Source organism: Streptomyces sp. NPDC058796 (genome assembly GCF_042745235.1).
Lineage (GTDB): Bacteria > Actinomycetota > Actinomycetes > Streptomycetales > Streptomycetaceae > Streptomyces.
This window is the reverse complement of record NZ_JBHYOP010000004.1, coordinates 295668-315848: the sequence shown is the minus strand read 5'-3', so window position 1 is coordinate 315848 and position 20181 is coordinate 295668. Positions and strand designations below refer to the sequence as shown.

At 72.9% G+C, this 20181-nt stretch carries 20 protein-coding genes; 10 read left to right on the top strand and 10 right to left on the bottom strand.

What is annotated here, in order from left to right; all coding sequences use genetic code 11:
* Positions 1 to 14 precede the first annotated feature (14 nt).
* Positions 15 to 197 carry a ribbon-helix-helix protein, CopG family gene (locus ACFW47_RS13285; protein WP_198941424.1) on the bottom strand — a complete coding sequence of 61 codons (183 nt, stop codon included), beginning with the start codon at positions 195 to 197 and terminating at the stop codon, positions 15 to 17.
* Positions 198 to 353: 156 nt separating this feature from the next.
* On the opposite strand from ACFW47_RS13285, the gene ACFW47_RS13280 reads away from it, so the two are divergent.
* From ACFW47_RS13280 to thpR, 3 genes are read left to right on the top strand one after another with little or no spacing between them, the layout of a single operon-like run.
* Positions 354 to 791 carry a MarR family winged helix-turn-helix transcriptional regulator gene (locus ACFW47_RS13280; protein ID WP_073729613.1) on the top strand — a complete coding sequence of 146 codons (438 nt, stop codon included), beginning with the start codon at positions 354 to 356 and terminating at the stop codon, positions 789 to 791.
* A gap of 27 nt (positions 792 to 818) precedes the next feature.
* Positions 819 to 2180, top strand: coding sequence for an MFS transporter (locus ACFW47_RS13275; protein WP_386305850.1), 1362 nt, complete (start codon positions 819 to 821; stop codon positions 2178 to 2180).
* Positions 2181 to 2214: 34 nt separating this feature from the next.
* On the top strand, positions 2215 to 2787 hold the full coding sequence (gene thpR, locus ACFW47_RS13270) for an RNA 2',3'-cyclic phosphodiesterase (protein WP_386280744.1): 573 nt from the start codon (positions 2215 to 2217) through the stop codon (positions 2785 to 2787).
* Between the two features lie 155 nt (positions 2788 to 2942).
* Here thpR and ACFW47_RS13265 read toward each other — a convergent pair whose 3' ends face one another.
* Positions 2943 to 3935 carry an aldo/keto reductase gene (locus ACFW47_RS13265; RefSeq protein ID WP_386280747.1) on the bottom strand — a complete coding sequence of 331 codons (993 nt, stop codon included), beginning with the start codon at positions 3933 to 3935 and terminating at the stop codon, positions 2943 to 2945.
* Between the two features lie 52 nt (positions 3936 to 3987).
* On the bottom strand, positions 3988 to 4464 hold the full coding sequence (locus ACFW47_RS13260; protein ID WP_386305848.1) for a Uma2 family endonuclease: 477 nt from the start codon (positions 4462 to 4464) through the stop codon (positions 3988 to 3990).
* A gap of 89 nt (positions 4465 to 4553) precedes the next feature.
* Between ACFW47_RS13260 and ACFW47_RS13255 the strand changes: the two genes are divergently transcribed.
* Complete coding sequence (locus ACFW47_RS13255) at positions 4554 to 5321, top strand: aminoglycoside adenylyltransferase family protein (protein WP_386305846.1); 768 nt, start codon at positions 4554 to 4556, stop codon at positions 5319 to 5321.
* On the opposite strand, the gene ACFW47_RS13250 is transcribed toward ACFW47_RS13255, so the two are convergent.
* Positions 5300 to 5983 carry a GDSL-type esterase/lipase family protein gene (locus ACFW47_RS13250; protein WP_386305844.1) on the bottom strand — a complete coding sequence of 228 codons (684 nt, stop codon included), beginning with the start codon at positions 5981 to 5983 and terminating at the stop codon, positions 5300 to 5302. The genes ACFW47_RS13255 and ACFW47_RS13250 overlap by 22 nt on opposite strands.
* A gap of 100 nt (positions 5984 to 6083) precedes the next feature.
* On the opposite strand from ACFW47_RS13250, the gene ACFW47_RS13245 reads away from it, so the two are divergent.
* Positions 6084 to 7064: a WD40 repeat domain-containing protein gene (locus ACFW47_RS13245; RefSeq protein WP_386280758.1), complete on the top strand. Its 981-nt coding sequence runs from the start codon at positions 6084 to 6086 to the stop codon at positions 7062 to 7064.
* Here ACFW47_RS13245 and ACFW47_RS13240 read toward each other — a convergent pair.
* Positions 7038 to 7841, bottom strand: a complete 804-nt coding sequence (locus ACFW47_RS13240; RefSeq protein WP_386280760.1) for a TetR/AcrR family transcriptional regulator — start codon at positions 7839 to 7841, stop codon at positions 7038 to 7040. The two genes, ACFW47_RS13245 and ACFW47_RS13240, sit on opposite strands and share 27 nt — an antisense overlap.
* A 93-nt stretch (positions 7842 to 7934) precedes the next feature.
* On the opposite strand from ACFW47_RS13240, the gene ACFW47_RS13235 reads away from it, so the two are divergent.
* A complete protein-coding gene (locus ACFW47_RS13235; protein WP_386305842.1) occupies positions 7935 to 8909 on the top strand; it encodes an ATP-binding cassette domain-containing protein in 975 nt (324 codons plus the stop codon).
* On the top strand, positions 8906 to 9730 hold the full coding sequence (locus ACFW47_RS13230) for an ABC transporter permease (protein WP_386280765.1): 825 nt from the start codon (positions 8906 to 8908) through the stop codon (positions 9728 to 9730). The genes ACFW47_RS13235 and ACFW47_RS13230 overlap by 4 nt, the downstream gene beginning before the upstream one ends.
* A gap of 82 nt (positions 9731 to 9812) precedes the next feature.
* On the opposite strand, the gene serC is transcribed toward ACFW47_RS13230, so the two are convergent.
* A complete protein-coding gene (gene serC / locus ACFW47_RS13225; protein ID WP_386280768.1) occupies positions 9813 to 10931 on the bottom strand; it encodes a phosphoserine transaminase in 1119 nt (372 codons plus the stop codon).
* A gap of 110 nt (positions 10932 to 11041) precedes the next feature.
* Here serC and ACFW47_RS13220 point away from each other — a divergent pair, with 110 nt between their 5' ends.
* Entirely contained in the window at positions 11042 to 13900 is a 2859-nt protein-coding gene (locus ACFW47_RS13220) for an FAD-binding and (Fe-S)-binding domain-containing protein (RefSeq protein WP_386305841.1), read from the top strand.
* Between the two features lie 6 nt (positions 13901 to 13906).
* Here ACFW47_RS13220 and ACFW47_RS13215 read toward each other — a convergent pair whose 3' ends face one another.
* The 4 genes from ACFW47_RS13215 to ACFW47_RS13200 all read right to left on the bottom strand — a co-directional run bounded on the left by ACFW47_RS13215 (position 13907) and on the right by ACFW47_RS13200 (position 17075).
* Positions 13907 to 15109, bottom strand: coding sequence for an alpha/beta hydrolase family protein (locus tag ACFW47_RS13215; protein WP_386305839.1), 1203 nt, complete (start codon positions 15107 to 15109; stop codon positions 13907 to 13909).
* 178 nt (positions 15110 to 15287) lie between these two features.
* Entirely contained in the window at positions 15288 to 15854 is a 567-nt protein-coding gene (locus ACFW47_RS13210) for a dihydrofolate reductase family protein (protein WP_386280774.1), read from the bottom strand.
* A gap of 59 nt (positions 15855 to 15913) precedes the next feature.
* The gene (locus ACFW47_RS13205) at positions 15914 to 16534 is read right to left on the bottom strand and encodes a dihydrofolate reductase family protein (protein ID WP_386280776.1); all 621 of its coding nucleotides are present in this window, start codon (positions 16532 to 16534) and stop codon (positions 15914 to 15916) included.
* 88 nt (positions 16535 to 16622) lie between these two features.
* Positions 16623 to 17075, bottom strand: coding sequence for an NUDIX hydrolase (locus tag ACFW47_RS13200; RefSeq protein ID WP_386280778.1), 453 nt, complete (start codon positions 17073 to 17075; stop codon positions 16623 to 16625).
* A 195-nt stretch (positions 17076 to 17270) separates the two neighbouring features.
* Between ACFW47_RS13200 and ACFW47_RS13195 the strand changes: the two genes are divergently transcribed.
* Positions 17271 to 18242: a DMT family transporter gene (locus ACFW47_RS13195; RefSeq protein WP_386305837.1), complete on the top strand. Its 972-nt coding sequence runs from the start codon at positions 17271 to 17273 to the stop codon at positions 18240 to 18242.
* 97 nt (positions 18243 to 18339) lie between these two features.
* On the top strand, positions 18340 to 20133 hold the full coding sequence (locus ACFW47_RS13190) for a protein kinase (protein WP_386305835.1): 1794 nt from the start codon (positions 18340 to 18342) through the stop codon (positions 20131 to 20133).
* The last annotated feature ends 48 nt before the right edge of the window (positions 20134 to 20181 follow it).

The window sequence follows — 20181 nt, the reverse complement described above, 5'->3', positions numbered from 1 at the left end:
AGCGCGGGGCGCACTCACGTGACCCCGTAGAACCGTTCCGTCTCCTCCACGGCGGACTGGAACCGCTCGTCGAAGTCATCGCGGATGAGCGTCCGGACGACATAGTCCTGGACGCTCATTCCTCTTTTCGCCGCATGGTGCCGGAGCCGGTCGAGCAGCTCCCCGTCTATCCGCAGGCTGAGCACGCTGGTCCCCATGGGCACGAGGGTCGCCCCCGTCCACCGGGTGATGCTCCGATTTCCGGAAACGACTCACTCGTACGGGTGAACTGCGGGTTTCAGTGGCGGGCGTCACGGGCACGCGGGCGGTTGTGCGGTGGTATTTCGCCAGACTAATGAGTTACGCTAAGGAACATGCCGGACCTCAAGCATGGCGACGACGCCGCCGCCGTGAACTCCCTGCGCTCCGCCGTGATGCGGTTGTCCCGTCGCCTCAAGCACCAGAGGGTCGACGAGTCGCTCAGTCCGACCGAGATGTCGGTGCTGGGCACCCTGTCCAACTGCGGCAGCGCGACCCCGGGCGAGCTCGCCCGCAAGGAACACGTCCAGCCGCCGTCGATGACCCGCATCGTGGCGCTGCTGGAGGCGAAGGGGCTGGTCCGGCTGGAGCCGCATCCCGAGGACCGGCGCCAGAAGGTCGTGACGCAGACCGAGCAGGCCGTGGTGATGCTCGAGGAGAGCCGCCGCAAGCGGAACGCGTTCCTGGCCACGCTGGTCGAGGGACTCGACGAGGAGGAGTGGGCGGCCCTGCGTGCCGCCGCCCCCGTGCTCGAGAAGCTGGCGCACGTGTAAGCAGCACCGACGAGGAGGCGAACCCTTTTGAGTACGGGACCCGGAGCAGCTTCCGCCCCCGCACCCGACGGCCACGACGACCCGACCACCCCCGACACTCCTCGCAAGACGTCGATGTTCGCCTCCTTGAAGGTCAGGAACTACCGCCTGTTCTTCACGGGCCAGGTCGTCTCCAACATCGGCACCTGGATGCAGCGCATCGCCCAGGACTGGCTGGTGCTGAGCCTCACCGGCTCCTCGGCCGCCGTCGGCATCACCACCGCGCTGCAGTTCCTGCCGATGCTGCTCTTCGGCCTCTACGGCGGTGTCCTCGTCGACCGCCTGCCCAAGCGCCCCACGCTGCTGGTCACGCAGTCCTCGATGGCGGTGACCGCGCTCTTCCTCGCCGTGCTCACCCTGACCGGCCACGTGCAGGTCTGGCACGTCTACCTCGCCGCCTTCGCGATGGGCCTGGCCACCGTGGTCGACAACCCGGCCCGCCAGTCCTTCGTCGCCGAGCTGGTCGGCCGCGACCAGCTCCAGAACGCGGTCAGCCTCAACTCGGCGAACTTCCAGTCCGCCCGCCTGGTCGGCCCCGCCGTCGCCGGTCTGATGATCACCGGGGTGGGCACCGGCTGGGCGTTCCTCGCCAACGGCCTGTCCTTCGTCGCGCCGCTCAGCTGCCTGCTGCTGATGCGCGCCCGCGAGCTGCGTGCCGTCGAGCGCACGCCGCGCGGCAAGGGCCAGCTGCGGGAGGGCCTGCACTACGTCGCCGGACGCCCCGAGCTGATCTGGACGATCGTGCTGGTCGGCTTCATCGGCACCTTCGGCTTCAACTTCCCGGTCTTCCTGTCCGCCTTCGCCGACGACGTCTTCCACGCCGGAGCCGGCGCCTACAGCCTCTTCAACACCCTCATGGCCGTCGGCTCCCTGGCCGGCGCCCTGCTCGCCGCCCGGCGCGGCACGGCCCGCCTGCGCGTCCTGATCGCGGCGGCGCTCGCCTTCGGCACCCTGGAGATGGTGGCGGCGACGGCACCCGAGCTGTGGCTGTTCGCGCTGCTGATGGTCCCGATCGGTGTCTTCAGCATGACGGTCAACGTCACCGCCAACACCAGCATCCAGATGTCCACCGACCCGGCCATGCGGGGCCGCGTCATGGCCCTCTACATGATGGTCTTCCTCGGCGGCTCCCCGGTCGGCGCCCCGATCGTCGGCTGGGTCACCGACACCTACGGCGCCCGGGCGGGCTTCGCCGCGGGCGGCGCGGTGGCGGCGACGGCCGCGCTCGTCATCGGCCTGGTCCTGGCCCGCGTCGGCAACCTGCGCCTGTCGGTGGGCTGGCACCGGGGACACCCGCAGGTCCGCTTCGTGCCGCGGGAGCGGCGGGAGGAGCTGGCGCGGGCGGCGTAGGGGCCGGGCGGTACGGGTCTGACAGGGTGCCGCCATGAGACTGTTCGCCGCCGTACTGCCCCCCGAGGACGTCACCGCCGCCCTCGCCGCCGAGGTCGCGGTGCTGAAGAGGCTGCCCGGCGCGGAGGGGCTGCGCTGGACCGGCCGCCCCGGGTGGCACCTCACCCTCGCCTTCTACGGCGAGGTCGACGACGGCCTCGTGCCGGACCTGTCCGCCCGCCTGGAGCGGGCGGCCCGCCGCACCGCGCCCTTCCGGCTGGCGCTGCGCGGCGGCGGTCAGTTCGGGCACGGGCGGGCCCTGTGGGCGGGGGCGGACGGTGACCTCGCGACGCTGCGGCTGCTCGCCGACCGCGCGGAGTCGGCGGGGCGCAAGGCGGGCGTCGGGACGGGGGAGCACCGGCGCTACAAGCCGCACCTGACGGTGGCTCGCAGCAGGGAGGCGTACGACGTGCGGCCGTACGCCGCTGCCCTGGACGGCTTCACCAGCCGTACCTGGACGGTCACCGACCTCGCCCTGGTGCGCAGCGACCTGCCGAGGTCCGGGGTGCCGGGCGAGCAGCCCCGTTACGAGACGGTCGCCCGCAGCCCGCTCGGCGCGTCCGGTTAGGCTCGGGGTCGTGGACCCGAAGACCCGTAACCGGATCATGGCCGGTGTGCTCGTGCTGATGCTCGTGGTGGTGGCGGTGGCGGCGGCCCTCGGCTGACCGGGCCGGTGGGCGGCCGCCGCCCCGCTCACCACACGTCACCGTGCCGCCCGCTCTGCTACCAGGCGAACGCCTCCGGCGAGGGCCCCGGCCCCGGGAAGATCTCGTCCAGCCCGGTCAGCAGCTCGTCGGACAGCTCCAGCTCCACGGCCCGCAGCGCCGACGTGAGCTGCTCGGCCGTGCGCGGGCCGACGATCGGGCCGGTCACGCCGGGCCGGGTCAGCAGCCAGGCCAGCGCGGCCTCGCCGGGCTCGACGCCGTGCTTGTCGAGCAGGTCCTCGTACGCCTGGACCTGCGCCCGCTTCGCCGGGTCGGCCAGGGTGTCGGCCGCCCGGCCGGAGGCGCGGCGCCCGCCCTGGACCTCCTTCTTGATCACGCCGCCGAGCAGTCCGCCGTGCAGCGGCGACCACGGGATGACGCCGAGGCCGTAGTCCTGCGCGGCCGGGATGACCTCCATCTCGGCGCGGCGCTCGGCCAGGTTGTACAGGCACTGCTCGCTGACCAGCCCGATGGTGCCGCCGCGCCGGGCGGCGGTCTCGTTGGCCTGGGCGATCTTGTAACCCGGGAAGTTCGACGACCCGGCGTACAGCACCTTGCCCTGCTGCACCAGCGTGTCGATGGCCTGCCAGATCTCGTCGAAACCGGTGGCGCGGTCGATGTGGTGGAACTGGTACAGGTCGATGTGGTCGGTCCGGAGCCGCTTCAGGCTGGCGTCGACCGCCCGCCGGATGTTCACGGCGGACAGCTTGTCGTGGTTGGGCCACGCCTCGCCGTCGGCGCCCATGTTGCCATACACCTTGGTGGCGATCACGGTCCTGTCGCGCCGGTCGCCGCCCTTGGCGAACCAGTTGCCGATGATCTCCTCGGTGCGGCCCTTGTTCTCGCCCCAGCCGTACACGTTGGCGGTGTCGAAGAAGTTGATGCCGGCGTCCAGCGCCGTGTCCATGATGGCGTGGCTGTCGGCCTCGTCGGTCTGCGGACCGAAGTTCATCGTCCCGAGGACGAGCCGGCTGACCTTGAGTCCTGTGCGTCCCAGCTGCGTGTACTTCATGGTTCCCAAGCCAACGGCTTGGAGTGCGCTCCAGGCAAGCGGGTTCGGCCGGTCAGTCGCGGGGGAAGGTGTCGGTCCGAAGGGTGAGGCCGAGGACGGTGTCGGTGAGGTCCAGGTCCTGTCCGAAGGCGACGCGGGTCTCGGTGGTGCAGTCGCCGTCCTTGGGGTGCGTGAAGATGTGGCAGCGGCCCTGGTACGGGTCGGCGATGAGGCAGAGGGGGACCTCGGCGGTGGCGTAGGCGAGCTTCTTGGGGCCGTAGTCGTTGGCGGCGGTGCCCTGGGAGACGACCTCGGCGACGAACTCGACGTCCTGGTATCGCCAGTGGCCCGTGTCGTCCTGCTTGTCACACGCGATCTCGAAGATGATGTCCCAACGGGTGCCGCGCTGCGGTGTCGTGCAGACGGTGCCCCCGACGATCTCGGCCCTGAATCCTTCGGGGACAGGCATCCGTTCAAGCCGCTCGAACCACGCGTCCGAGCGCTCCGTACTGATGTCGGCCATGGCGATCCTGTCGTATACGACGGTCATCGTGGCGCTCCTCCCGGCTGCCCCAACGACGGTTGCAGCCGCGCGGTACAACGATACGCACGGCGACCTGGACACGGGAGGACGCGCATATGCCAGAGCGGGACCGGGACCGCACCGATCACCTCGTCACCCTCGTCCGGCACCACCTCGGCGACGACGACGTGCTCGGCGTCTACGCGCACGGCTCCGCCACCCTCGGCGGCCTGCGCCCGCACAGCGACCTCGATCTGCTCGTCGTCGTACGGAACCCCACGACGTACGCGCGACGCGCCGCGCTCACGCGGGAGTTGCTGAAGGAGTCCGGCGTCGGAGGGCGCCGCCCGGTCGAGCTGATCGTCGTCGTCCGGGACGACGTCCAGCCGTGGCGCTACCCGCCCCGCCGCGACTACCTCTACGGCGAGTGGCTGCGCGACGCCTTCGAGCGCGGCCACGTCCCCGAGCCCGAGGACGACCCCGACCTCGCCCCGCTCCTGACCATGGTGCTCCGCGCCGACGCCCCGCTGCACGGCCCGCCGCCCGCCACCCTCCTCGGCCCAGTGCCGCACCCGGACCTGCGGCGGGCGATCGTCGCCGGGGTGCCGGAGCTGATGGCCGAGCTGGAGTCGGACACCCGCAACGTCCTGCTCACCCTCGCCCGGATCTGGAGCACGCTGGCCACCGGTGAGATCCGGTCGAAGGACGCGGCGGCCGGCTGGGCGCTCGGGCGGCTGCCCGCCGGGCACCGGGGGCCGTTGGCCCACGCCCGCGCCGTGTACCTCGGGCGGGAGCGGGCCGAGCGCTGGGACGACGGCGTGCGCCCCTGCGCCGACCACATGGTCCGGGCGCTCCGGGAGGCCTACGAGGAAGCGGCCGAGTAGGGCCCGCCCAGCCCCCACCCCTCGTCCATCGCCTCGGCGAACGCGCCCGCGACGCGGTGTTCGCCGCTGTCGTTGGGATGCGTGCCGTCGTAGGTGTCCACGTGGAAGTCGTACGACTCGGGCGGCGGGACCAGCAGCAGGGAGGAGCCCGGTTCGTCGAGGTCGGTGATCGTCTTCGCCAGGAGGTCGTTGAAGTGGGCGACCTGCCCGGCGAAGGTCTCGTCGGCGTCCACCCGGATGTTGTGCAGCACCGGCATCACGGCCATGCGGACACGCGGGTTCGCCGACCGCGCGTTCGCCACGAAGGCGCGGACGTTGCCGGCGGTCTGCTCGGCGTTGGTGTAGAAGCCGAGGTCGATGAGGCCGAGCGAGACGAGGAGCACGTCCGCGCGGCAGGCGCGTACCGCCTCGGCGATGACCGGCGTCATGTGGTGCCAGCCCTCGCCCCAGCCCGCCAGGTGGGCGCGGGGGAAGTCCGGGTCGGCGTAGGCGTACGAGGTCGGCTCGTCCGTCGACGGGTCGTGCAGCGTCTCGCGCGGACCCACGAACGTGAAGGGGCGGCCGTGGGAGTCGCGCAGGTGCTGCCACAGCCGGTAGCGCCACGTGTGTTCGCCGGCGCTCCCGATCGTCATGGAGTCACCGACGAACATGAACCTGAGCATCCGCTCATCATGGACGATCGGCCTGACCGGCGCGATGTGAGTCCGGCCACGCAGCGTGACGGCCGGGGTGAACGGCCGCACGGGATGGCAGGCTTGGCGCATGCGCCGATCTCTCGCCCTTCTCGCCTCGGCCCTCCTCGTGGGCGCGTTCGCCGTGCCCGCCTCCGCCGCCGACGGGGACGACGGGAGCGACGGCTTCACGATCAAGGACCCGCGCATCACCGAGTCCAGCGGCCTCGCCGCCTCCCGCCTCCACCCCGGCGTCTACTGGACGCACAACGACCAGGACAACGGCCCCTACCTCTACGCCGTGGACGGCGGCACGGGGGAGACCGTCGCCCGCGTCGCCCTCTCCGGCGTGGGCACGCCCCGGGACGTCGAGGCGATCTCCATCGGCCCCGGCAACAAGATCTTCGTCGGTGACATCGGCGACAACCTCGGCGGCACCTGGCCGTACGTGTGGATCTACGAGCTGCCCGAGCCGGCGGAGCTGAAGGACCAGACGGTCGAGGCGACCCAGTACGTCGTGAAGTACGCGGACGGCGCCCGCGACGCCGAGTCGATGGCCGTCCACCCGAAGACCGGGCGGGTCTACATCATCGACAAGAACGAGGACGGCGGGCACCTGTACGAGGGACCCGAGAGGCTTTCCGCCTCCGGCACCAACGTCTTCCGGCCCACCGTCCCCGTCGAGCTGTGGGCCACCGACGCCGCCTTCTCCCCGGACGGGAAGACGCTCGCCGTGCGCGGCTACCTCGGGGGCGTCTGGTTCGACTGGAACGGCGGGAAGCTCCAGCGCAAGGGGCGGATCAGCGTGCCGTTGGGGCAGGGCGAGTCCGTCACCTACACCCCCGACGGGAGGAAGCTGCTGCTAGGCATGGAGGGGGCGAACAGTCCGGTCAAGGCCGAGGACGCGCCCGGCGGGAGCGGCGGGTCGGGCGGAGGCGGCTCCGACGCCTCGGGCGGGGGTACCGACGGGGCCGACGGTCCGGGCGGGGACACGCTCAAGGTCGGGGCGGTCGGGCTGCTGGTGGCGTGCGCCGTCCTGTTCGGCCTACGACGGGTGTTCCGCCGCCGCTGACCCGTCGGCCGGCGGCCCGTCCGCCGCGCGTCGCGCGGCCACCAGCACCTCGAGCCCGTCCAGGATGCGCTGCAGCCCGAAACCGAAGTGGTCGAAGCCGGTGCCGAAGGCGTCCTCGGAGAGGGAGGCCAGTACGGGGTAGCGCCCGCTGGTCATGGCCTGCGCCAGCACCGGTTCCTGGGCCTGCCAGAACTGCGCGTCGGTGAGCCCCGAGGTGCGCTCCGCCTCCTCCTGGTACACCTGCGTGCGGGCCGCCCCGACGACGTACCCGTCGATCAGGATGATCGCCGAGACCAGCTCGGGGTCGGTCAGTCCCATCGGCCTGATCCGGGCCAGCACCTTCTCCATGCCGTCCAGCGCGCTCGGGCCGAGGATCGGGCGGGACTGGTTGACCTCCAGCAGCCAGGTGTGGCGGCGGTAGAGGGCGAGGGTCGCGTGGCCGAGCGCCTCCAGCGCCGAACGCCAGTCGCCGTCGCCGGGGTCGCCGGGGTCCTCGGAGGGGCGCTGCACTCGGTCCAGCATGAGGTCGAGGAGTTCGGCCTTCCCGGGGACGTAGCGGTACAGGGACATCGTGCCGGTGCCCAGCTCCGTGGCGATGCGGCGCATCGAGACCGCGCCGAGCCCGTCCCGGTCGGCGACCTCGACGGCCGCCTCCACGATCCGCTCCAGGGTCAGCCCCGGCTTGGGCCCACGGCTGGGCCGCCGGCCGGTGTCCCACAACAGTTCCAGGGTGCGGTTGACGTCACCGCTGCCACTGGTCTCCGTACCGCTTGCCATGAGGTCAGTCTAGGTCCGCGCCCAAAAACTGGGTACGGTGTACGCGCAATCGGGTACGGTGTACTCAGTTAGGGAGTGAAAGGGGGACCACCCATGAGCGAAGGACACGCGGTACGGGCCGAGGGGCTGGAGAAGCGGTACGGCGGCAAACCCGCCCTCGACGGCTTCGACCTGGCCGTCCGCGAGGGCACCGTGCACGGGCTGCTGGGGCCGAACGGCGCGGGCAAGACCACGGCCGTGCGCATCCTGTCCACGCTGATCCGGCTGGACGGGGGGCGGGCCGAGGTCGCCGGCCTCGACGTCGCCCGGCAGGCCCGTGAGGTGCGGGCGCGGATCGGCCTCACCGGCCAGTACGCGGCCGTGGACGAGGTGCTCACCGGCCGGCAGAACCTGGAGATGTTCGGGCGGCTGTTCCACCTGGGCGGCAGGCGCGCCCGCGCCCGTGCCGTCGAGCTGCTGGAGCAGTTCGACCTGACCGACGCCGCCGACCGGGGCGTCGGCAAGTACAGCGGCGGCATGCGGCGCCGCCTCGACCTCGCCGCCTCGATGATCCTCGCCCCGTCCGTGCTGTTCCTGGACGAGCCGACGACGGGACTCGATCCGCGTAGCCGGGGCGAGGTCTGGGACTCCGTTCGGGCCCTGGTGGCGAGCGGCACGACGGTGCTGCTGACCACGCAGTACCTGGAGGAGGCCGACAAGCTGGCCTCCCGCGTCACCGTCATCGACCGGGGCCGGGCCATCGCCGACGACACCCCGGACGGGCTGAAGAACCTGGTCGGCGGCGACCGGATCGAGGTCGTGGTGGCCGAGCGGTCCGAGATCCCGCGGGCGGTGAAGACGGTCGCCCGGGTCTGCGAGGGCGAACCCGAGACCGACGAGGAGACGCTGCGCGTGCACGCCCCGGTCGTCGACCGGGTGGCCGCGCTGACGGAGGTCGCCCGCACCCTCCAGGACGAGGGCGTCGCCGTCGAGGACATCGGGCTGCGCAGGCCCAGCCTCGACGACGTGTTCCTGCGCCTAACCGGACACCGCACGGACACCCCGGAGAAGGAGGCGGTGGCGGCGTGAGCGCCCTCGACCCGACGACGGCCCCGCCCGAGCGCGGCCGGCTGTACTGGCTCCTCGCCGACTGCGGCAACATCGTCCGCCGCGGCCTGACCCACTACCAGCGCCAGCCCGTCAACATCGCCTGGCAGCTGGGTTTCCCGATCCTGTCCGTCCTCCTCTACGGCTATGTCTTCGGCAGCGCGATGACCGTGCCCGGCGGCGGGGACTACAAGGACTTCCTGATGCCCGGCATGTTCGTGATGACCATGGCCTTCGGCTTCATCAACACCGCGACGGTCGTCGTCTACGACTCCACGAAGGGCGTCATCGACCGGTTCCGCTCCATGCCGATGTCGTCGTCGGCGGTGGTGGCCGGGCGGGGGGTCACGGATCTGGTCGTCGCCTGCGCCGAGCTGGCCATCATGATGCTGACGGCGCTGGCCATGGGCTGGCGGCCGGACGGCGGCTGGGGGTTCCTGGCCGCGTTCGGACTGCTGCTGTGGCTGCGGTTCGCCCTGATCTGGATCGGCGTGTGGCTGGGCCTCCTGGTCCCCAACCCGGAGGCGGCGGGCGGCCTGTTCGCGGTCGCGTTCCCGCTGACGATGATCTCCAGCATCTTCGTCGCCCCGCAGCTCATGCCGGACTGGCTGGGCTGGGTTGCCGCCTGGAACCCGATCTCCTCCACGGCCGCGGCCGCCCGCGAGCTGTTCGGCACGCCCGTCGGCGGCGGCGGCTCCTGGGTCGAGCAGCACGCGCTGCTGATGGCGGGGGTGTGGCCGGTGATCCTGACGGCGGTCTTCCTGCCGCTGGCGGTGCGGAGGTTCCAGCGGCTGAGCCGGTAGGCGCGGGGGAGCAGGAGCCCGGACGTACCCAGGGGCGCCCGGCGGACCGCCGGGCGCCCCTCACGTCGTACGACGGTTGTCGTCAGAGCTTCTCGATCACGTGGTCGACGCACTTCGTCAGCGCCTCGACGTCCGCCGGGTCGATCGCCGGGAACATCGCGACGCGCAGCTGGTTGCGGCCGAGCTTGCGGTACGGCTCGGTGTCCACGACGCCGTTGGCGCGCAGCACCTTGGCGACGGCGGCGGCGTCGATGTCGTCGGAGAAGTCGATGGTGCCGATGACCTGGGACCGCTTGGCCGGGTCCGAGACGAACGGGGTGGCGTACTTGGCCTCCTCCGCCCAGGCGTACAGCCGGGACGAGGAGTCCTTGGTCCGGCCGGTGGTGAAGTCCAGACCGCCCTGGCCGTTCATCCACTCCAGCTGCTCGTTGAGGAGGAACAGGGTGGCGAGCGCCGGGGTGTTGTACGTCTGGTTCTTGCGGGAGTTGTCGATCGCGGTGGGGAGGGAGAAGAACTCCGGGACGTGACGGCCGGACGCGTGGACGCGCTCGGCGCGCTCGATCGCGGCCGGGGAGAAGACGCCGATCCACAGGCCGCCGTCGGAGGCGAAGGACTTCTGCGGGGCGAAGTAGTAGACGTCGGTCTCGGCGATGTCCACCGGCAGACCGCCGGCGCCGGACGTCGCGTCGACCAGCACGAGAGAGCCCTCGTCCGCACCGGCGACCCGCTTGATCGGCATGGCGACACCGGTCGAGGTCTCGTTGTGGGTGAACGCGTACACGTCCACGCCGGCCTCGGCCCGCGCCTCGGGGTGCGTACCCGGGTCGGAGGAGACGACGGTCGGCTCGGCCAGCCAGGGCGCCAGCTTGGCGGCCTTGGCGAACTTGGACGAGAACTCGCCGAAGGTGAGGTGCTGCGACTTGTTCTCGATCAGGCCGTGGGTCGCGATGTCCCAGAACGCGGTGGAGCCGCCGTTGCCGAGGACCACCTCGTAGCCGTCGGGGAGCCGGAACAGCTCGGAGATGCCCTCACGGACCTTGCCGACCAGGTTCTTGACGGGGGCCTGGCGGTGGGAGGTGCCGAGCAGGGACGTACCGGTGGCGGCCAGGGCGTCCAGCGCCTCCACCCGCACCTTGGAGGGACCCGCGCCGAATCGACCGTCCGCGGGCTTGATGTCAGCAGGAATCTGGATCTCAGCCACGTGCCGGAGCGTATCCCGTCGGCCAAACCGGACGGAGACATGTCCGTCCGATGAGACGAGATCTCCGTCTTGCGGACCTGTGCCAAACCACAAGCGCTCATGCTGGACGCATGACCGATCTGGAGGCAGCACTGCGCAGGGCCGTCGGCGGCGAGGTCGGATTCGACGTCACGTCCCGGGCGCTGACCACGATGGACGCGTCCAACTACCGCCGGGTGCCGCTCGGCGTGGTGGCGCCCAGGGACGCCGACGACGTGGCGGCCGTACTGGAGGTGTGCCGGGCGCACGGGACGCCGGTCGTCGCGCGAGGCGGCGGCACGTCGATCGCGGGGCAGGCGACGGGTACGGGCGTGGTCCTCGACTTCACCCGGCACATGAACCGGCTGCTCGCCCTGGACCCCGGGGCCCGCACGGCCGTCGTCCAGCCCGGCCTCGTCCTCGACCGCCTCCAGGAGGCCGCCGCCCCGCACGGCCTGCGCTTCGGCCCCGACCCGTCCACCCACAGCCGCTGCACGCTCGGCGGCATGATCGGCAACAACTCGTGCGGCTCCCACTCGGTGGCGTGGGGCACGACGGCGGACAGTGTGCGCGAGCTGTCGGTGCTCACGGCGCGGGGGCGGCCGTCGCGGCTCGGACCCGGCTGGGCCGGGGCGCCTGAGGGCCTGCGCGCGCTGGTCGACGGCGACCTGGCGCGCCTGCGCACCGGCTTCCCGGACCTCCCCCGCCGCATCTCCGGCTACGCGCTGGACGCGCTGCTGCCGGAGAACGGCGCGGACGTGGCCCGCTCCTTCTGCGGCTCGGAGGGCACGCTGGGCGTGCTGACGGAGGCGGTGGTCGGGCTGGTCGAGGCGCCGGGGGCACGTGCGCTGGCGGTCCTCGGATACGCCGACGAGGCCGGGGCGGCGGAGGCGGCCGCCGGGCTGCTGCCCCTCGGACCGCTGACCGTGGAGGGCATGGCGGTGGACCTGGTCCCGTCCACGGAGGGGCTGCCGAGGGGCGGAGCGTGGCTGTTCGTGGAGACGGGCGGCGACTCGGAGGCGGAGGCACGGGCGGCCGCCGAGGCGGTCGTGCGGGCGGCGGACGACGCCGTGGACGCGCTGGTGGTGACCGACCCGGCCGGTCAGCGGGCGCTGTGGCGTGTCCGGGAGGACGCGAGTGGCACGGCGACGCGGATGCCGGACGGTTCGGAGGCGTGGCCCGGCTGGGAGGACTGCGCGGTGCCCCCGGCGCGGCTGGGCGGTTACCTGCGGGACTTCAGGGCGCTGCTGACCGCCCACGGCCTGCGCGGCACGCCGTACGGACACTTCGGCGACGGCTGCATCCACGTACGCATCGACTTCGACCTGCTGACGGACGCCGGGGTCGCCCGTTTCCGCCGCTTCTCCCAGGAGCTGGCGGACGTGGTCGTGGCGCACGGCGGCTCGCTCTCCGGGGAGCACGGGGACGGGCAGGCCCGGGCGGAGCTGCTGCCGAGGATGTACGGCGAGGAGACGGTGGCGCTCTTCGAACGCGCGAAGGGCGTCTGGGACCCGGACGACCTCCTCAACCCCGGGATGCTGGTCCGTCCGGCCCCGCTCGACACGAACCTCCGCTTCTCCGTCCTGCCGCGCGAGCCGGTGGACGTGGAGTTCGGCTACCCGTCCGACGGCGGCGACTTCTCGGCGGCGGTGCGCCGCTGCGTCGGCGTCGCGAAGTGCCGTACGACGTCGGTGACCGGCTCAGGGGTGATGTGTCCCTCCTTCCGGGCCACGGGGGACGAACAGCACTCCACGCGGGGCCGCGCCCGCCTGCTGCACGAGATGCTCGCCGGTGAGGTGGTGACGGACGGCTGGCGTTCGACGGAGGTCCGGGACGCCCTCGACCTGTGCCTGTCCTGCAAGGGCTGCCGCTCGGACTGCCCGGTCGAGGTCGACATGGCCACGTACAAGGCGGAGTTCCTGCACCACCACTACGCCGGCCGCCGCCGTCCGGCCGCCCACTACACGATGGGCCGGCTGCCGGTGTGGCTGCGCTGGGCGGCGCGGGCGCGGGTGGCTCCGGTCGTCAACGCGCTCGCGTCCGTGGGGCCGTTGACGGCGGTGGCGAAACGGCTGGGCGGGATCGCGGAGGAACGGGACGTGCCTCGGCTGGCGGCGCAGACGTTCAGCCGGTGGTGGCGCGGACGCGGAGGACCCGCCGGCGGGGGCGACTTGGTGGTCCTGTGGCCCGACACCTTCACCGAGCACCTCTCCCCCTCCGTCGGCCGGGCGGCCGTACGCGTGCTGGAGGCGGCGGGGCTGCGGGTGGTGCTGCCGCCCACCTTGCGGGGGCGTGCCGTGGTCGGCGACGGTACGTCGAGGTCGGCGGCCTCGCTCCTGACCGTCCGCCGGGGCCGGGTCTGCTGCGGTCTGACGTACGTGTCGACGGGCCAACTGGACCGCGCACGCACGGTGATGCGCCGCACACTGGACCTGATGGCGCCGGTACTGGAGACCTCGGCGCCGGTCGTCGTGCTGGAACCGAGCTGCGCCGCCGCCCTGCGCACGGACCTGCCCGAGCTGCTGCACGACGATCCGCGAGCCGCCCGCCTCGCCTCCCGCGTCCTGACCTTCGCGCAGGCCCTGGATCGCCACGCTCCCGACTGGACCCCGCCGGTCGTGAACCTCCCGGCGGTCGGCCAGACCCACTGCCACCAGCACGCGGTGCTGGGCGACGCGGCCGACCGCCGCCTGCGCGAGGCGGCGGGCCTGACCGGTGAGCTGAGCGGCGGCTGCTGCGGTCTCGCGGGGAACTTCGGTTTCGAGGACGGCCACTACGAGGTGTCGGTGGCGTGTGCGGAGGACCAGCTGCTGCCCGCGGTGCGCCAGGCGCCCGACGGGGCGGTGGTCCTGGCGGACGGCTTCTCGTGCCGGACGCAGCTGGAGCAGCTGGGCGGGGTGCGGGGGCGGCATCTGGCGGAGGTGCTGGCCGAGGGGCTGGAGGAAGCGTGAGGCGGGTCACGGCCGGTGGAACTCGACCTCGGGGCGGGATGCCGTGGGGCCGTCGAGCAGGGGCTGGGGGATGCCGCGCAGGTGCAGGTCGAAGAAGGCGGCGACGTAGTCGCGGGTGATGTGCCAACTCCGCTCACCCGACAGCGGCGCCTCCGGGTCCGGCGGCAGTCCGAGCCGGTCGGCGAGCCAGGGGAAGTCGGTGAAGGAGAAGTGCCCGGCCCCTTCGACGGTCAGCCAGCGCTTCCAGCCGTGCAGACGGTCCCAGGCGCCGTCCCAGTCGGTGATGTCGCCGCCGGGGCTGTGGACGTTCTCCGCGCCGAGCATCATGAAGGGCCGCCCGCCGAGCCCTGCCCCGGCGTCGTCGACGAAGAAGTTGCCGTCGAGATCGGCGCCGGCCCGCACCCGGCGGTCGGCGGCCATGGTCGCCGCGGCGGTCGCCCCGCCGATCGAATGCCCGGCTGCCCCGATCCGCCGGGCGTCGATCGTGCGGGCCAGCGCCCCGGCCCTGCGGCGGTCCGTCAGCTCGTCGAGCACGAACGACAGGTCGGCCGCCCTCCCGCGCACCACGGCGGCCAGCTCCGAGCGCCCGTCGACCTCTTCGCAGGCCACGCAGGGCGGAATCCGGCCCCCGGGGAACTCCGTGGCGAGCGATTCGTGGGCGTGGTCCACGGCGGCGACGACGTAACCGCGACTGGCCAGGTCGTCGGCGAGCGAGGTGAGCGTGGTGCGCGGCATCCCGAATCCGGGGGACAGCAGCACCAGCGGGAAGCGTCCCGGCGCCGGGGCGGCGCCGACCCGCGCGTGCGTCCGGGTGCCGGCCAGCGTCTCGGCCGGCACGACACCGGTCAGGTTTCTGGCCTCCAGCAGGAGCCGTGCCTCGTCGGTCGTCACATACGGCGCCGGTGACCCGGCTCCCGCCCGGCGGGCCGGGTACGACACGGACACCAGCAACTCCCGCCCCCGCGCCGTCGGCACCCAGGGGTCGGTGCGGTGCCGGTCGACGAGGTGCAGGGTGCGGCGCCCCACCGGGTGCGGTCCGGCGGGGCGCGGCAGCTCGGGTGTGACGGTGGTGCGCGTCCCCGGCACCGAGTACGGCGCCTGCGCGTGCGCCTGCTGAGAGGCCGTCGCGGGCCCGGCGCCCAAGAGGGGGACGGCCACCGCGCACGTCAGCAGGGCGGCCACTGCGGTTCTGCGTGATCTTGTCGGCATGCGATGAAACTAGGTCCCCGACTGCGCTCGGCACATCATCCTGAGCGCTGCTTCGGCCTACGACCAGGGGGCGACGCCGGAGGGCGGGGTGGTACCGCGGGGCGACGGGAGAGGGGCGGCCCGGGTCGTTCCGTGAGCCGAGCCTGTTCGAGTCCGTCCTCACCGCCGCCCGCCCGCCCTAGTCCCGTACCACCCGATGACGGAGGTGGACGACTCCCGAGCCGAAGCGGCGGGTCTCGACGAGTTCCAGATCCACTCGGCGTTCGCTCCTGGGGAAGTACGGGATGCCGCCGCCGACCAGCACCGGGTAGACCATCGTCCGGTACTCGTCGATCAGGCCGGCCTCGGCCGCCTGGGCGGCGAGGGTCGCGCCGCCGATCGCGATCTCGCCCTCCCCGGGTTCGCCCCGCAGCCGCTCGATCTCCTCCGCCACCCCGCCGGACGCCAGGCGGGCCCGGCCCCGCACCGTCGGCAGCGTGGTGGAGAACACCACCTTGGGGAGCGGGTTCCAGAGCGCGGCCCATTCCAGCTCGGCGTCGGCGAGCGCGCCCTCCTGCTCGGCGTCCTCCCAGTACAGCATCGTCTCGTACAGCCGCCGTCCCATGAGATGGACGCCGACCTGCCGGATCTCGTCGATCCAGAACCGGAAGACGTCCGGATCGGGCGCCCCCCAGGCGAAGTCGCCGTCCGGCCCGACGACGTAGCCGTCGAGCGAGACGTTCATCGAGTAGGCCACGTCGCGCATCAGCAGTCCTTCTCGGTACGACGGACGGACGGGTCCGACCGTACGCCCGTCCGCCCCGGTCACTTCCCGAAGCGGTACTTCAGGTGTGTCGCCAGGGAGGTGTGGACCACCCGGACCGGTTCGAGGCCGCTGCGGACCGCGCCCGGTCCCTCGAAGAGCCGCAGGCCGGCGCCGAGGAGTGTCGGCACCACGTGGAGCTGGAGCTCGTCGATGAGGCCCGCCCCGAGGTACTGGCGCACCGTGTCCGCGCCGCCCGCGATGTCGACGTTGCGGTCCCCGGCGGCGGCCTTGGCCTGCTCCAGGGCGCTGTGGATGCCGTCGGTGACGAAGGTGAAGGTGGTGCCGCCCTCCTTGACCAGGGCGGGGCGGGGGCGGTTGGTGAGGACGAAGACCGGGGTGCGGAAGGGCGGGTTGTCGCCCCAGAACGCCTCGCCCGTGTCGTACATCGTCCGGCCCATGACCACGGCTCCGGTGGCGTCGAACCACTCGCGGACCAGTTCGGAGTCGCGGTTCTCCACGCCACCGGTCATGCCCTGGCGCTCGCGCCAGCTCGCCAGGGTGTGGATCCAGTCGAAGATCGGCTCGCCGCCGTCGCCGCCCGGGTTGTCGAGGGTGACGTTCGGGCCGGCGAGGCAGCCGTCGAGCGTGATGGCCAGGTCCGCGGTCACGGTGGCGGTCATGGGGGTGCTCCTCGGGTGGTGGTGTGCGCTGTCTTCACCCTTGCGTCGATCGGGGGCCGGCGCTTTCGACACGTCCCGCGAAGACGGTTCAGGGAGCCGTCTCGCCCCGCACCAACGGGCGGCACACCGGCTGTACGTCCTCGGGCAGGTCGTCCGGGTGGCACCAGCGGGCCTCCAGGATCTCGAGCGGGTCGAGGCGCAGTTCCCCGCCCAGCAGGCGTGCCTCGTACGCCACCTCCAGACGGGTGCGCAGGCCGCTGTTCAGCATGACGAGGCGGCCCGTCTCCACGTCCAGGCCGGTCTCCTCCTTGACCTCCCGGACCACGGTGTGGCGGAAGTCCTCACCCTTGTGCGCGAAGCCGCTCGGCAGGCCCCACTGACGGCCCGGGGCCCACATCCGGTGCTTCAGCATCAGCACCCGCCCCTCGTCGTCCCGCACGACACCGGTCACGCCGACCACGAACTTGGCGTTCACCAGCCACATCACGCGGCTCTGCACGGGTCGCAGCAGGCGCCAGAGGCGGGTCAGGAGTCGTCTCACGCTGCGGACGGTACCCGGTCGTCCCGCGGCCGGGGGCGGGCGGCCCCGCTCGCCTGACGGACATGCGTTGACAGGCGTACGCCCCGGACCTGACAGTTGCGTAAAAGAGTTACGTGCCTGACAGAGTCCATTACTCTGGACCGTGCCGTACAGCGTGATGAACGACGTCCACCCGCACACCGTCCCGGAGCCCCCGTGAGCACCCCCAGCACCGACCCCGGCACCTCGTCCCCGGCCGTCGCGGCACCCGTGGCCGCCCCCGCGGCCTCCCCCGACGCCGCGCAGGGCGGCGGCCGGTGGGGTTCCCTCGGGCCGGTCGGACTCGTTCTCGCCGGCGGGCTCTCCGTGCAGTTCGGGGCCGCGCTGGCGGTGAGCCTGATGCCCCGGGCCGGTGCGCTCGGCGTGGTGACGCTGCGGCTGGCCGTGGCCGCCGCCGTGCTGCTGATCGTCTGCCGGCCCCGGCTGCGCGGGCACTCGCGGGCCGACTGGGGCACGGTCGTCGTCTTCGGCATCGCCATGGCCGGCATGAACGGCCTCTTCTACCAGGCCGTCGACCGCATCCCCCTCGGCCCCGCCGTCACCCTGGAGGTGCTCGGCCCGCTCGCCCTGTCCGTCTTCGCCTCCCGCCGCGCCGTCAACCTGGTCTGGGCCGGCCTCGCGCTGGCCGGCGTCTTCCTGCTCAGCGGCGGCGGCTTCGACAGCCTCGACCCGGCCGGTGCCGCCTTCGCGCTCGGGGCGGGCGTCATGTGGGCGGCGTACATCGTCTTCAGCGCCCGTACCGGCCGGCGCTTCCCGCAGGCCGACGGGCTGGCCCTGGCGATGGCGGTCGGCGCGGTGCTGTTCCTGCCGCTGGGCATCGCCGAGTCGGGCACGAAGCTCTTCGACCCGACGACGCTGGCGCTCGGCGCCGGGGTGGCCCTGCTCTCCTCCGTGCTGCCCTACACCCTCGAACTGCTCGCCCTGCGCCGCCTGCCGGCGCCGACCTTCGCCATCCTCATGAGCCTGGAGCCCGCCATCGCCGCGGCGGCCGGTTTCCTCATCCTCGACCAGGCCCTGTCCGCCACCCAGTCCGCCGCCATCGCCCTGGTGATCGCGGCGAGCATGGGCGCGGTGCGGACCCAGGTGGGGCGCGGGCGGCGGGTGAAGGCGGTCCCGGACCTGCCGTAGGGGCGGTCTTCCGCCGGGCCCCGGCCCGGGGGACCGTCCCCCGTACCGCATAGGCTGCGGACCTGGTCATCTCATCGGGATCATGGGGAGGGAACCGATGAACCACGCGGCCGAGGTCTTCCAGCCTTTGCAGGACGACGATCCGCGCGCGGTGGGCGGCTACCGGCTCGCCGCCCGGCTCGGGGCGGGCGGCATGGGGCGGGTCTACCTGTCGCACACCCGGGGCGGCCGGCCCGTGGCCATCAAGGTCGTACGGTCGGAACTGGCCGACGACCACACCTTCCGGCGGCGCTTCGGCCGCGAGATCAAGTCGGCCCGGAAGGTGAAGGGCGCCTACACCGCCGAACTGATCGACGCCGACGCCGACGGCACCCCGCCCTGGCTGGCCACGCTGTACGTGCCCGGGCCCTCCCTGTCGGGCGCCGTCGCCCGGAGCGGGCCGCTGCCGGTGCCGGCGGTGCTGTGGCTGATGGCGGGGGTCGCCGAGGCGCTGCAGGCCATCCACGGCGCGGGCATCGTGCACCGGGACCTCAAGCCGTCGAACGTCCTGCTCGCCTCCGACGGGCCCCGCGTCATCGACTTCGGCATCTCCGTCGCCGCCGACAGCACCGCGCACACCGCCACGGGCTCCGCCATCGGCACGCCCCAGTACATGGCGCCCGAGCAGGCCTCCGGGGGCGACGTCACGGCGGCGACCGACATCTTCTCGCTCGGGCAGACGGCCGCGTTCGCGGCGCTGGGCAGGCCGCTGTACGGCGACGGGCCGGCCGCCACCGTGCTGTACCGGATCGTCCACTCGCAGCCCGACCTGTCCGGGCTGCCCGAACGCCTGCGCGACCTGCTCGGCCGGTGCCTGGCCGCCGACCCCGAGGACCGGGCCACCCCGGTCGAGGTCGTCGAGTGGTGCCGCCGGGAGCTGGGCCGGGACGGCGAGGAGGAAGCCGGTTCGGCCGTGTGGCGGGAGATCGCCGGGCCTGCGGTGACCGTTCCGCCGCCGGTCGCGGCCACGGGGCCGGCGACCGCCGCGGTCCCGGTCCCGGCCCCGGGCACCACCGCGGCGCACACGCGGCCGTGGACGGCTCCGCAGCCGGCCGTCGCGCAGTGGCCGGGCGCCGCCCAGTGGCCCGCCGGTCCGTACGGCACCACCGCGCCGCAGCGGCAGGACGGCCCGGAGGAGCGCAAGCGCCGCCGGAGACGCGTCGCGCTGATCACGGGCGCGGCCCTGGCCGCGGGCGCGCTCGCGGTCACCGCGGCGTGGACGGTCCTCGACGCGGCGTGGGACGGCGTACGGGACCGCACCCGGGACACGGCGGCGTCCGCGTCCGGGACGCCGGGTACGGGGGCGGGCGGGTCTTCGACGCCGGGGGGTGCGAAATCCGGGGGCGCGGCGTCCGGCGCGGCGGCGCAGGAGGGTTCCGGTTCGGAGGACGAGTCGGAGTCGGCGGCAGGGCCCGGAGGCGGCGCGTCCGACGCGTCGGGAGTTCCGGCCGACGGCTCAGTCGCCGGATCCGCAACGCCAAAGGCCCGGGCCCACACGGGTGTGTGGCTGGACGCCGAGCGCTCGGTCACGATCAGGGACGGGAAGCGCCGCAAGCCCTCCGACGGAGACTTCCGCTTCGGCTGCGCGGAGGTCGGCTGCGAGCTGGAGAGCGACACCAGCGTGCTCATGCTGATGTACCGCGAACCGGGCACCACTTACGACGACTGCCGGCTCATGACCGCCAACCACGAGAACCGCAGTGTTCCGTTGGCCGCAGTGGCGGCCGGTAGCGAGATCTGCGTCAGGCACCGCAACGGGGACATCGCCCTGCTCGTCGTCCAGACGAAGTCGACCGCGATGCCGGACCTCGCCTTCCTGACTGCGGACATGACGGTCTGGCGCGCGGACTGAGGTCGCGGCACCACCACGAGGGAGCCTGGCGCCCCTCACCGTGGAGCA